Origin of the sequence: Janthinobacterium sp. PSPC1-1 (assembly GCF_049897625.1) — a bacterium.
Lineage (GTDB): Bacteria > Pseudomonadota > Gammaproteobacteria > Burkholderiales > Burkholderiaceae_D > Janthinobacterium > Janthinobacterium tructae.
This window is the reverse complement of the sequence record NZ_JAFCWP010000009.1, coordinates 95349-108285: the sequence shown is the minus strand read 5'-3', so window position 1 is coordinate 108285 and position 12937 is coordinate 95349. Positions and strand designations below refer to the sequence as shown.

General features: G+C 60.5%; 11 protein-coding genes and 1 pseudogene. 3 read left to right on the top strand and 9 right to left on the bottom strand.

What is annotated here, in order from left to right; all coding sequences use genetic code 11:
- Positions 1–26: 26 nt before the first annotated feature.
- The 7 genes and pseudogenes from ACP7EG_RS23715 to ACP7EG_RS23685 form a co-directional block, all read right to left on the bottom strand.
- A complete protein-coding gene (locus tag ACP7EG_RS23715) occupies positions 27–791 on the bottom strand; it encodes a hypothetical protein (RefSeq protein ID WP_426089632.1) in 765 nt (254 codons plus the stop codon).
- Positions 792–935: 144 nt separating this feature from the next.
- Positions 936–1043: pseudogene (locus ACP7EG_RS23710) on the bottom strand (zinc-ribbon domain-containing protein); the annotation flags it as partial.
- A 282-nt stretch (positions 1044–1325) separates the two neighbouring features.
- The gene (locus ACP7EG_RS23705) at positions 1326–3587 is read right to left on the bottom strand and encodes a YgiQ family radical SAM protein (protein WP_426089630.1); all 2262 of its coding nucleotides are present in this window, start codon (positions 3585–3587) and stop codon (positions 1326–1328) included.
- Between the two features lie 226 nt (positions 3588–3813).
- Positions 3814–4092, bottom strand: coding sequence for a DUF4404 family protein (locus ACP7EG_RS23700; RefSeq protein ID WP_071075022.1), 279 nt, complete (start codon positions 4090–4092; stop codon positions 3814–3816).
- Between the two features lie 12 nt (positions 4093–4104).
- On the bottom strand, positions 4105–4317 hold the full coding sequence (locus ACP7EG_RS23695) for a VF530 family DNA-binding protein (RefSeq protein ID WP_070219603.1): 213 nt from the start codon (positions 4315–4317) through the stop codon (positions 4105–4107).
- Positions 4318–4435: 118 nt separating this feature from the next.
- On the bottom strand, positions 4436–6586 hold the full coding sequence (locus ACP7EG_RS23690; protein WP_426089543.1) for a M3 family metallopeptidase: 2151 nt from the start codon (positions 6584–6586) through the stop codon (positions 4436–4438).
- Positions 6587–6813: 227 nt separating this feature from the next.
- Positions 6814–8985 (bottom strand): M3 family metallopeptidase, encoded by a 2172-nt coding sequence (locus ACP7EG_RS23685; protein WP_426089542.1) that lies wholly within the window; start codon positions 8983–8985, stop codon positions 6814–6816.
- 255 nt (positions 8986–9240) lie between these two features.
- Between ACP7EG_RS23685 and ACP7EG_RS23680 the strand changes: the two genes are divergently transcribed.
- The gene (locus ACP7EG_RS23680) at positions 9241–9612 is read left to right on the top strand and encodes a DUF6404 family protein (RefSeq protein WP_426089541.1); all 372 of its coding nucleotides are present in this window, start codon (positions 9241–9243) and stop codon (positions 9610–9612) included.
- Positions 9613–9629: 17 nt separating this feature from the next.
- Here the strand turns inward: ACP7EG_RS23680 and ACP7EG_RS23675 are convergent, their stop codons facing one another.
- The gene (locus tag ACP7EG_RS23675; RefSeq protein ID WP_070290273.1) at positions 9630–9848 is read right to left on the bottom strand and encodes a SlyX family protein; all 219 of its coding nucleotides are present in this window, start codon (positions 9846–9848) and stop codon (positions 9630–9632) included.
- Between the two features lie 176 nt (positions 9849–10024).
- Here ACP7EG_RS23675 and ACP7EG_RS23670 point away from each other — a divergent pair, with 176 nt between their 5' ends.
- Both ACP7EG_RS23670 and ACP7EG_RS23665 read left to right on the top strand, forming a co-directional pair.
- Positions 10025–10387 (top strand): type II toxin-antitoxin system RelE/ParE family toxin, encoded by a 363-nt coding sequence (locus ACP7EG_RS23670; RefSeq protein WP_426089540.1) that lies wholly within the window; start codon positions 10025–10027, stop codon positions 10385–10387.
- Positions 10384–10740: an addiction module antidote protein gene (locus ACP7EG_RS23665; RefSeq protein WP_131688131.1), complete on the top strand. Its 357-nt coding sequence runs from the start codon at positions 10384–10386 to the stop codon at positions 10738–10740. The genes ACP7EG_RS23670 and ACP7EG_RS23665 overlap by 4 nt, the downstream gene beginning before the upstream one ends.
- Before the next feature lie 7 nt (positions 10741–10747).
- On the opposite strand, the gene ACP7EG_RS23660 is transcribed toward ACP7EG_RS23665, so the two are convergent.
- On the bottom strand, positions 10748–12808 hold the full coding sequence (locus tag ACP7EG_RS23660; protein ID WP_071075128.1) for a UvrD-helicase domain-containing protein: 2061 nt from the start codon (positions 12806–12808) through the stop codon (positions 10748–10750).
- Positions 12809–12937 lie beyond the last annotated feature (129 nt).

Genomic DNA, 12937 nt, shown 5'->3' with positions numbered 1-12937 from the left:
AATAGGGGGAAGGCAAGCAGCGCGGCTTACTCGATCTGGATTTGCGACAGCGCCTTGTCTTGCGCGTCTTTTGCCTTGCGCTTGATGTCGAGCGCGTAGCGGTTGCCCTTGTCCATGCGCAACACGGCATTCGCGTTGGCAATGGCACAGTCGTATTTGCGCTGGCTCATGCAGTGGCTCGCTTCCGACAGGCTCTCCGTGATCACGCTTTCCAGCCCGGTAGCCTTGTTGGCGGGGGCAGCTGGCGCTGCTGCCTTGACGGGCTTGGCGGGCTTTTCCACGACCGGGGCTGGCGTTGGCGCTGGCGCTGGCTCCGGTGCCGGAGCAGGAACGGCAGCCGGTACCGGCGCGGGTTCGTCCGCAGCCGCAGCCGGTGTCGCGGCGAAATCGGCCGTCGTGGCGCCATCGAGCGCAGGGTCGCTGATGACCAGCGGCTTTTCGGCGGCAGGCGCAGGTTCCGGCTGCACAGTTGGCATGGGTGCCGGCGGAGTCGCTGGCGGCTTGCTTGACAGGAAATAATACCCGCCTGCACCGCCCAGCAGCACTACCGCTGCGACGGCTGCAGCAATCAGCTTTACGCGGCTGCCACCGGCCGGGTTGTCGGCTGGCGCTTCGGGCACGCTGGCGGGTGCGGGAACGGGGACAGGTGCGGGCGCGGGGACAGGTGCGGGCGCGGGGACAGGTTCTGGTGCAGGAGCGGGCATGGCTTCCGGCTGGCGCTTTTCCAGCACGGGCGGCGGCGCCGGTGCCGCGACAGATTTCACCACTGGCGTCGGGAGAGGTTCAGGCACGGGCTCGATGGCCGGCGCAATGATGGGCTCCGGCAGAGGCGGCGGCACCGCTGCGGCAACGGGCGCCACGGCAAAGCTGAACGCGCACTTGGGGCAGAATTTGGCATCGGCCTTGCAATCATGGCCGCACTGGCCACAGGATTTGCCTGGCACCGGGGTGGCAACGGCGGCGGCAACGGCAAACGTCGTGCCACAGGAAGAACAGAATTTTGCACCCGGTTTATTCTCGGCCTGGCAGGAAGGGCATTTCAATTGGCATCTCTTTTCATATCAACGCTGACGCCGTACGCCTGTATCGCTTGCCAGAATGGCAGCTTTGTTGCCGTACGGCTAAATATGCAACGAGTATATTTTCAAACAGTAAGTTGCCACAAGAGAAAATTGCCTTTTGCTCTATTCAATTTTTAAATATTGGTAAAAATCCTGCCGCCAAGCAGGTGTCGCGCACCATCTTGGTGCGCGGAAAGCAAAAAACCCGGCAACGCAGTCCGCGTTGCCGGGTTTTCAGGCGATGCCCGAGGCGCCGAGGGCAGTTTACTTGCGCCCACCCCGTGCCGGTGCGGCATGGCCGCCCTTGGCGGGCGGCTTGCTGCCACGGCCCATCGACACGGCGGCCGGCTTGGCCTTCGTTTTGATGGTCGACAAGATCGAGGGCCGCACTTTCGATTCCGCCGCCGATGCTTTCGGCGCAGCAGCCGTGCCGCCCAGGGCGATGCGGTTCTTGCCCGGCGTGACCTTGAACTTGTCCGGCGTGCCGGCGCCATGCGTCTGGCGGCTGCGTTCGCCTGCGGCCAGGCCACCCGACTCGGACGAGGTCCAGGCAGGAATCAAGTGCTTGTCGCCATTGCCGATCAAGTCGCCACGGCCCATGTTGACCAGCGCTTCGCGCAAAATCGGCCAGTTGGCCGGGTCCTGGTAGCGCAGGAAAGCCTTGTGCGTGCGGCGGATCTTGCCGCTGCGCGCCGTTTCCACCACTTCCGAGTCGGCCGTGACCTTGCGCAAAGGATTCTTGCGTGTGTGATACATGGTCGTCGCCATGGCCATCGGCGTGGGCATGAAGGTTTGCACCTGGTCCAGCTTGAAATTGTTTTTCTTCAGCCACAGGGCCAGATTCAGCATGTCCAGGTCCGTCGTGCCCGGATGGGCGGCGATGAAGTACGGGATCAAATACTGCTTCTTGCCCGCTTCCAGCGAGAAACGGTCGAACATTTCCTTGAACTCGTCATACGCGCCGATGCCAGGCTTCATCATCTTCGACAAAGTGCCCTCTTCCGTATGCTCGGGCGCAATCTTCAGCAAACCGCCCACGTGGTGCGTCACCAGTTCCTTCACGTATTCGGGCGAACGCACGGCCAGGTCGTAGCGCAAGCCCGAGCTGATCAGCACTTTCTTGATGCCAGGAATGGCGCGCGCCTTGCGGTACAGGGAAATGAGCTTGCTGTGGTCCGTGCCCAGATTCACGCAGATGGACGGATACACGCACGACAGGCGGCGGCACGACACTTCGATCTCTTTGTCCTTGCAAGCGAGGCGATACATATTCGCCGTCGGACCACCCATATCGGAAATGGTGCCCGTAAAGCCTTTGGTTTTATCGCGGATATGCTCAATTTCGCGCAAGATCGACGGTTCCGAACGGCTCTGGATGATACGTCCTTCATGCTCCGTGATCGAGCAGAAGGTGCAGCCGCCGAAGCAGCCGCGCATGATGTTGACGGAAAAACGGATCATTTCCCAGGCCGGGATGTGCGCCTTGCCATAGCTCGGGTGCGGCGCGCGCGCGTAATTCATGTCGTACACGCCATCCATCTCGTCCATGGCCAGCGGCAATGGCGGCGGATTGAGCCACACGTCGCGTTCGCCGTGCGCCTGCACCATGGCGCGCGCATTGCCGGGATTCGATTCCAGGTGGAACACGCGCGAAGCGTGCGCATACATGACGGGGTCATCCTTGACGACGTCGTAGGCGGGCAGGCGCACGACGGTCTTGTCGTGCTTTTCCTTGGCCATGGCCAGGCGCTCTTCGCGGCTCATGATGCGGATCGGCTTGATGACTTCGGCCGATTTCGAGGCATTTTCCGTGGCGCAGGCGGTCTTGTCTTCCTGCACCATCTCGTACGGGCTGTAGTGCGGATCGACCTTGCCGGGCACATCGACGCGGGTGGAATTGTGCACGCCCCAGTCGTCGCCGGGCAACCAGCCGGACGGCACCATGAAGGCCGTGCCGCGCAAGTCGCGGATATCCTTGATGTTTTCGCCGGCAGCCAGACGGTGCGTCAGGTCGACCAGCGCCCGTTCGGCATTGCCGAAAATCAGCAGATCGGCCTTGGAATCGGGCAAGACGGAACGGCGGACCTTGTCCGACCAGTAATCGTAATGGGCGATGCGGCGCAGCGACGCTTCGATGCTGCCGATGACCACCGGCACGTCGGGATACGCTTCGCGCGCGCGCTGGGCGTACACGGTGACGGCGCGGTCCGGGCGTTTATTCGGTTCGGCATTCGCAGTGTAGGCGTCGTCGGAGCGGATCTTGCGGTCGGCAGTGTACTGGTTGACCATGGAATCCATGTTGCCGGCGGTAATGCCGTAGTACAAACGCGGCTTGCCGAGGATGCGGAAGGCGTCGGCCGACAGCCAGTCCGGCTGGCTGATGATGCCGACGCGGTAGCCTTGCGCTTCGAGCAGGCGGCCGACAAGGGCCATGCCGAAACTCGGATGGTCGATGTAGGCGTCGCCCGTGACGAGGATGACGTCGCACTGGTCCCAGCCCAGCGCGTCCATCTCGGCACGCGACATCGGCAGGAAAGGCGCCACAGCAGCGCGGGCAGACCGCTTGGGAACGGTCGCAAATAAATTGGTAGGGGAGCTCATAGGGTACGGATTGTACCGGAATTGGCCATTTCCAACCTGACGGCCTGCTTTTTACTGTTGGATTTTCGTATAAAAAACGTTTATTTTTCAATCACTTGGGGAAATGTGGCCCTTTCCCGCAGGAACGGGCCCGGCATTTCTCAAGACTTGCTCAAATACCCATATTGGCTAAAATCTCACCCAACTCCCGCAGCGCCGGCTCCAGTTTCGGATGCTTGACGGCGAACTTGGCCGACAATTCCTGGCTGCGCTCGGCCAGGCCATAGGTGGTCGACTCTTCGTCCTGTTCCTGCGCGGCGCGCTTTTCCAGCAGTTGCTGAATATCACCATTGAGCTTTTGCAGCAAACCATGCGTTTCTTCATCCACAGGATCGCCAGATGCGATGGTCGATTGCAGCTGTTGCAGCGATTCCTTGAGTTTGCTATCCATATCTTTTTCCTGTCAGTCCGTAAATTGTGTGTCCAGAAACAATTGTTCCACCTTGCTCCTGGCCCACGGGGTCTTGCGCAAAAACTTCAGGCTCGACTTGATGCTGGGATCGCTGATGAAGCAATTGATATCGATGTGCTTGGCCAGGCCGTCCCAGCCGTAGTGGGCATGCAGGCGCGTCACGATACCTTCCAGGGTAATACCATTCAAATCTTGCTGACTCATATACTCTTTCGACTGCCTTGATTACGTCTTCATTTACATCTTACTCAATTCTACGCCGCTGGCACAGAAAGCTTGCGTGCGCCATGTCAACGCAACGCAAGCTTCAGATGAGGACGACTTACTTGGCATTCAAGCCGCGGCGTTCCAGCAATGGTTCCACGGTAGCATCGCGACCACGGAAGTCACGGAACAGTTGCAGCGCATCGACGCTGCCGCCGCGCGACAGCAATTTGCTGCGGAACCAGTCGCCATTCTTGCGCGTCAGGCCGCCGTTTTCCTTGAACCAGTTGACCGATTCCGCGTCCAGCTTTTCCGACCACAGGTAGGCGTAATAGGCCGCCGAGTATCCGCCCGAGAAGCTGTGCGAGAAGTAGCTGGTGCGGTAGCGCGGCGGCACGGGCGCGTAGTCGACACCAGCGTCTTTCAACGATGCCGCTTCAAAGGCCAGCACGTCGGTCGGAATCTGCGCTGGCGCCAGCTGGTGCCAGCGCTGGTCCAGCAGGGCCGCCGACAGGTATTCCGTGGTCATGAAGCCCTGGTTGAATTTCTTCGCCGCCGTGACCTTGTCGAGCAATTCCTGCGGCATGGCCGCGCCGCTCTGGTAGTGCTTGGCGTAATTTTGCAGCACTTCCGGCCAGACGGCCCACATTTCATTGACTTGCGATGGATACTCGACGAAGTCGCTCGGCACGCTGGTGCCGGCAAAGCGCGGGTATTTCACGTTCGAAAACATGCCGTGCAGCGCATGGCCGAATTCGTGGAACATGGTCGTCACTTCATCGAAGGTCAAGAGCGTCGGCTGGCCCGCAGGCGGCTTCGGAATATTCAACTGGTTGGCGATGACAGGATGCGTGCCCATCAGCGATGATTGCGACACGTATTCATTCATCCACGCACCGCCATGCTTGTTGCCACGCGCATAAAAGTCGGCGATGAACAGGGCCAGCGGCTTGCCGTTGGCGTCTGTCACGTCGTAGACGCGCACGTCCGGGTTGTACACCGGTAAATCAGTACGTTGCTTGAAGCTGATGCCGTACAGTTTATTGGCGGCAAAGAAGACGCCGTTGTTCAGCACGCTGTTGAGTTCCAGGTACGGTTTCAGCTCGTTTTCATCAAAGTTGAAACGTTGCTTGCGCAGCTTGTCCGTGTAGATGGCCCAGTCGGCCGCTGCCACCTGGAAACCGCCCTTTTCCGCATCGACCACTTGCTGCAAGTCGGCCGCTTCGCGGCGCGCGTTGGCGACGGCCGGTTTGGCCAGTTCCGACAGCAGGGTGTTGACGGCGGTCGTCGTCTTGGCCGTCTGGTCTTCCAGCGAGTACGCGGCGTAATTGGCGTAACCGAGCAAGGTGGCCCGTTCGGCGCGCAATTTGGCCAGCTTCAGCACGATGGCGCGGTTGTCGAACTCGCCGCCCTGACTGCCCCGGTTCAGCGAGGCATCCATCAAACGCTGACGTGTCTTGCGATCCGTCAATACGGCCAATGGCGGCTGGCCGCTGGTGTTGACCAGGGCGATGAGGAACTTGCCGTTCAAGCCGCGTTCCTTGGCGGCAGCGGCAGCCGTATCGATATCGCTGTCCGTCATGCCTGCCAGTTCGGCGCGCGTGTCGACGACGATGCTCTTGGCATTCGTTTCCTTCAGCACGTTTTGCGCGAAGGCCGTTTCCAGGCCTGCCTGCTCGGCGTTGTAGGCTTTCAATTTTTCCTTGTCCGCATCGGACAGCTTGGCGCCGGCGCGCACGAAATCCGTGTGATAACGTTCCAGCAAGCGCAAGGATTCGGCATCGAGGCCCAGCTTGTCGCGCTTGGCGTACAGGGTGTCGATGCGGGCAAACAGTTTTGGATTCAGGGTGATCGCGTCGCCATGCGCGGCCAGCTTGGGCGACACATCCACTTCCACCGCTTCCAGCACGGCATTGGTATTGGTCGAGGTCATGTTACTGAAGATGCTTTGCACGCGGTGCAGCAGCTGTCCCGTGCGCTCGAGGGCCACGATGGTGTTTTCAAACGTGGGCGCCTGGCGGTTGTTGGCAATCGCGTTGACTTCGGCCAACTGGCGTTTCATGCCTTCGGCAAACGCCGGCGCGTAGTGACCATCCTTGATCAGACCAAACTGCGGCATCTGAAATGGCAGCGGGCTGACTTTCAACAGGGGATTCTGGGCACTGATGGCGGCGGGTGCGGAGTTGGCAGCGGTGGCGGCCAGGGCGGATGGAGCGGCGTGGGCCAGCATGACGCTGGCAGCGATGACGAGCAGTTGTGGACGGATCATGACATCTTTCAGGAAGCGCGGGGAAGAACCGCGATCGCGTCGCGGGCCAGTGGCAGATCATAGCAGCCTGTCACACAGGCGTCATCCAACATGGGCGATCCTGTGGTGCATCACGCCAAATGCGCGGTTTACCACGGTTTGCAATCAACATTGCCAAATAAAAAAGGCTACCAATCGCTTGGCAGCCTTTTTCATGCACCCGGCTTTGATGCCGGGAATACCCCTGTTTACTTGCCGGCTTGTTTAACGCTCAGGCCACGGCGTTCCAGCAGCGGCTCGATCTTCGCATCGCGGCCGCGGAAGTTGCGGTAGATGTCGAGCGCATCGGCGCTGCCGCCGCGCGACAGCAGTTTATTACGGAACCAGTCGCCGTTCTTGCGCGTCAAACCACCGTTTTCCTTGAACCATTCGACCGTATCGGCATCGAGCTTTTCCGACCACAGATACGCGTAGTAGCCGGCCGAGTAGCCGCCCGCGAACGCGTGCGAGAAATACGTGGTGCGGTAGCGTGGCGGCGCCGGCGCGAAATCGACGCCGGCCTCCGCCAAGGCGGTTTTTTCAAACGCCAGCACGTCGGTGGGGATCTGTGCCGGGGTCAGCTGGTGCCAGCGCTGGTCCAGCAGGGCCGACGCCAGGTATTCCGTGGTTTTATAGCCCTGGTTGAAATTGTCGGCCGCCGTCACTTTCGCCAGCAGCTCGGCCGGGATGGCCGCGCCCGTCTGGTAGTGCTTGGCGTAGTTTTGCAGCACTTCCGGCCACAGCGCCCACATTTCATTGACTTGCGACGGGTATTCGACGAAGTCGCGCGGCACGCTGGTGCCGGCGAAGCGCGGGTATTTCACGTTCGAAAACATGCCGTGCAGCGCATGGCCGAATTCGTGGAACATGGTGTTGACTTCGTCAAACGTCATCAGGGTCGGCTGGCCCGCTTCCGGCTTCGGAATGTTGAGGTTATTCGCAATCACCGGCTTGCGGTTCAGCAAGCCCGACTGGCCCACGTAGGCATTCGCCCAGGCGCCGCCGCGCTTGTTGCTGCGCGCGTAAGGGTCCAGCGTAAAGATGGCCAGCTGCGTGCCGTCTTCATTGAAGACGTCGTACACCAGCATGTCGGACGTGTAGACGGGCAAGTCGGTGCGCTGCTTGAAGGTGAGGCCATACAATTTACCGGCGGCAAAGAACACGCCTTTGGTCAATACGCTGTGCATTTCAAAGTACGGTTTGAGTTGCGTCTCGTCGAAGTTGTAGCGTTCGGCGCGTACCTTGTCGCTATAGAAGGCCCAGTCGGCAGCGCCCACCTTGAAGCCGCCTTTGCCTGCATCGATGACCTTCTGGATATCGTCCGCTTCACGCCGCGCATTGACGACGGCCGGCTTCGCCAGCTCGCCCAGCAGGGCGTTCACGGCGGTGGTGTCGTGCGCCGTCTGGTCTTCCAGCGAATACGCAGCGTAGTTCGGGTAGCCCATCAGCGCGGCACGTTCAGCGCGCAGTTTCGCCAGTTCCAGCACTTCCTGAGTATTGTCGAACTCGCCGCCACGGCTGCCGCGCGCTTGCGAGGCGGCCATGATGCGTTCGCGCACGGCGCGGTTGGTCAGCAGCGACAGCGGCGCCTGGCCCGTCGTATTGACGAGGGCGATCACGTATTTGCCGTCCAGGCCGCGCTTCTTGGCCAGGCCGGCAGCCACTTCGATGGCGGCCGGCGACAGGCCGTCGAGTTCTTCGCGCGTATCGATGACGACGGCCGAGGCGTTCAATTCTTTCAAGACATTTTGCGCGAACTTGGTCGACAGGGCCGCCAGTTGGCCGTTGTAGGCACGCAGCTTTTGTTTGTCAGCCGCCGACAGCTTGGCGCCCGCGCGTACAAAATCCGTGTGATAGCGTTCCAGCAAACGCTTCGATTCGGCATCGAGGCCCAGCTTGTCGCGCTTGGCGTACAGGCTGTCGATGCGCTTGAACAACTTGTCGTTGAGCATGACCGCGTCGCTGTGGGCCGCCATTTTCGGCGCCAGTTCGCGTTCCAGGCCCTGGATCGTCTCATTCGTGTTCGAGCCGGACATCACGGAAAACACGGTGCGCACGCGGCTCAGCAGCTGGCCCGAGCGTTCCATGGCGACGATGGTGTTGTCGAACGTGGCCGCTTTCGGATTATTGGCAATCGCGTTGATTTCCGCCAGGTTGGCGGCCATGCCTGCTGTAAAGGCGGGTGCGTAGTCGGCATCCTGCACCTTGTCGAACGGCGGATAGTTGAACGGCAGGCTGCTGGCCTGCGCAAACGGGTTCGAGGCGGGCAAGGCGACGGCCGCGGTAGCGGCAGTGGTGGGCACGGTGGTGGCGGCAAAAGCGGCGGCGGCTGGTGCCAGCATCAGGCTGGCGGCGATGACGAGCATTGTAGGACGGGTCATGTCTTCTTTCAAGAAACGCAAGAGAGCCGCGATTATGTCGCGGGCCAGCCTGAAATAATAACAGCCTGACACACTTGCGTCACCCGCAACTACTGATGGTAGCGATACGCCCATATATGAAAGGTTTTCATGCTCGACTCTCCGGACATGCACGCCAATACGGCAGCTCCTCTGCCCGTACCAATGAAAAATATCAATACTCAGCTGACCTGTATGGCATATAGTATCCATTAGGCAACAATACACGGAGAATCCATGAGCTTTGAGCACCGCAAGACACGCGCCCTGGCACTGTTGAGCAACACGGGCATGGCTCGCAGCCACTATGCGCCGCCGCTGATACGCCTGTTGTGGAAGGCCGGCGTGCAAGTTCCGCCGCCGCATTTCCAGTCCTTCCTGCGTGCCGCGCTCGGCATGGGGCTCTGGTTCGGCATGTTCTGGGGCCTGATCATGTGGTTTTTTTTCTGGTCGCGGCCCGATGCCGGCACCCCGTTATCGCCCCTGGCGGCGCTGGTGGCGGCCTGCGCGGCAGGCAGCCTGTTTGGCATCGCCATGGCCAGCGTCTATGCCCGCGACCGGCGCAAGCACCAGTTGCCGACATGGACCGCGCTGGACGAGCAGCGGTAACCAGGCAATTTCCTTGATTAATAGTGCGGCGGACGTTCGTTCACCAGTCCGCCGTTTGCCTGCTGCGCCCCGTCGCGCACGTGCTCACCCAGCTTGTGCAGCATCGCCTCGAGTTGGTCGATGCGCTTGCCCTGCTGGTACACCATCTGGTTCAGCGACTCGACCAGGTCTTCCTGCTGCGCCAGCTTGATTTCGATATCGACGAAACGTGTTTCCATCTGTTCTGCATTGTCCATGGTGCTCTCGGTGATTCCTGACTGAAAGCGGCATTCTACCGCCGCAGCGGCGTGAGCCAGGACAAACCTCGTCCATTCCCCATCGGTCAGGTGGCCATTTCTGCCTATTCTCCCCTGATGGCTGAATCAAACCGCTTGACGAATGAGAACGAACGATTACACTGGACGTATCCACTTTGCCTGACCTGATCGATACGCGCAAGACGGCCGAATACCGGCGCTGGGAAGATTCCCTGCACGACGTGGCGGCCGCCGCCATTGATGCGCGCATCAAGCATTTGCAGCACGGAAAAAAGGGCGACTGGCGGCCAGTGGGCGAAGGCGTGTGCGAGCTGCGTTTTTTACAGACGGGACCCGGCTGGCGCGTGTATTTTCACGAAACGAATCGGGGCACCCTGATCTTGTTGCTGCTGGGTGGAAACAAATCGAGCCAGCAACGCGACATCAAGCAGGCGCAAGCGATCCTCAGGGACTTGAAAGCCCGGCAGGCGGCCCTGAAGAAAGCGGCGGCGGCATCCACAGGAGCACGACAGAAATGAACCAAGACATTCACAGTGACACGTTCGACCTCGACGACCTGGAAGCATTAGGCCTGAGCAAATTTGACCCAACGCAACACCTGACCAGCAAAGCCGCCGTGGCCGCCTACATGAGCGAAATCGTCGCCACCGGCAACGCCGAGCTGTTCCAGTCGGCCATGAATGACGTGGTGCGCGCCTACGGCATGGGCAAGGTGGCGGCCAGGGCCGACATCACGCGCGAAGGCGCGTATAAAGCCTTGCGCGAAGGCAGCAAGCCGCGCTTCGAAACCATTTTGAAGATGCTCGATGCGCTGGGCATGCAGCTGGCCATCGTGCCAAAAACCACGCCGGACGGCGCCGTGGAAGCGTGAACGCCGCTTAAGCCTTCGGCGTGGCCAGCAAGGCCTTCATGCGCGCCAGCCGTTCCTTGGGCGAAATGATTTCCGACTCGGTCGGCACGGCGTCGCCCACATCGAGTTGCATTTCCTTGATGAAACGTGACGGGTCGCAATGGACTTGCTCGCCCGCCCGCTTGCGTTTCTTGCACCAGGTGACGTGCAAGGTGCGCTGGGCGCGCGTGATGCCCACATACATCAGGCGGCGCTCTTCCTGGATGCGCGCGGCGATGGTTTCGGCCGGTGCGTCGGGGTCGCCCTTGTGCGGCAAGATGCCCTCTTCCACACCGACCAGAAATACGTGCGGGAACTCCAAGCCTTTCGAGGCGTGCAAGGTGGACATGCGCACGGCATCCTGCTCTTCGTCCTTGCCTTCGAGCATGGTCATCAGGGCCACCATCTGTGTCAGTTCCAGCACGTTCTTTTCTTCGCCGTCGCGGTCCTTGCCGCCCCTGCCCCGTTCCTTCAGCCAGTTGACGAATTCCAGCACGTTCTGCCACTTGCTTTGCGCTTGCCGTTCCTCGAAGGCATCGTACAGATACGATTCGTAGTGGATTTCCTTCATCATGTCGTCCAGCACTTCGGCCGCGTTGTCGCCGCTGCCGGCCGCACCGGGACGGCTGGCGCGCGATTCGAGGTCGTTGATGAAGTTGCAGAAATCGCGCAATGGCCCCAGTTGGCGGTCCGTCAGCTTGGCCTCGATACCACCCTTGAACACGGCCTGGAACAGCGAGCACTGCCACTGGCCCGAAAACGCGCCCAGCACCTCCAGGGTCGACTGGCCCACGCCGCGGCGCGGCGTCGTCACGGCGCGAATGAAGGCCGGGTCGTCGTCTTCGTTGGCCAGCAAACGCAGATAGCTGATGATGTCCTTGATCTCGGCCTTGTCGAAGAAGCTCTGGCCGCCCGAAATCGTGTACGGAATGCGTTCCTTGCGCAGACACTGCTCGATGATGCGCGCCTGATGGTTGCCCCGGTACAAAATCGCGTAATCGGAAAACTTGTTCTTGCGCTCGAAATGGTCGGCCGAGATCATGATGGCGACCTGCTCCGCCTCCTGCTCGTCCGTCTGCATGCCCAGCACCTTGATCGGCTCGCCCAGGCCATGTTCCGACCACAGCGACTTTTCAAACAGTTTCGGGTTGTTGCCGATGACGGCATTGGCCGCGTTCAGCACGCGCATGGTAGAGCGGTAATTCTGCTCCAGTTTGATGACGCGCAAGTCGGGGAAATCCGTCTCCAGCGTCTTCAGGTTTTCCACGGTGGCGCCGCGCCAGGCATAAATGGCCTGGTCGTCGTCGCCCACGGCCGTAAACATCGGCTTCTTGCCGATGCCCGTCACCATCAGTTTCACCAGTTCGTACTGGCACGTATTCGTATCCTGGTATTCGTCGACCAGCAGGTAGCGCAGGCGGCGCTGCCACTTGTCGCGCACGGGGCCGTTGTTGCGGAACAGTTCCACCGGCAAGCGGATCAGATCGTCGAAATCGACGGCCTGGTAGGCGGAGAGCGTTGCCACATAGCTGCGGTAGATGCGCGCCGCGTTCGCCTCGTCCTCATCCTTGGCTTGCGCCAGCGCCATGTCCGGGTCGATCAGGCCGTTTTTCCACAAGGACATGGCGTTCTGAATGCCGCGTATCACCTGTTTATCGGTGGTAATGGCAAGGTCTTGCACGAGGGAAAAACAGTCGTCGCTGTCCATGATGGAAAAGCGGTCTTTCAATCCGACGCCATTGGCTTCCTGGCGCAGGATTTTCACGCCCAGCGAGTGGAAAGTCGACACGGTCAGCTGCTTGGCCTGGCGCGGTTGCTTCAAGAGCTTGGCGATGCGTTCCTGCATTTCCAGCGCCGCCTTGTTGGTAAAGGTCAGCGCGGCGATGGTGCGCGGGTCATAGCCACGGTCTTCGATCAGATGGGCGATCTTTTGCGTGATCACGCGCGTCTTGCCCGAACCGGCGCCCGCCAGCACCAGGCAAGGGCCGTCGAGGTAGGTAACCGCTTCGCTTTGGGGCGCATTCAGACCGAACTGTGGTGCTTTGGACATCAGGGTATTTCCGCAGGGAACAGCAGCCCATTGTAACAGCGTCGCGCGCCCCATTTGCACGGCAAGATCTGCGTAAAAAACAGGCAATGGCATTGATATCTCGCCAATTGCCGCCATCTTGGCCCATGC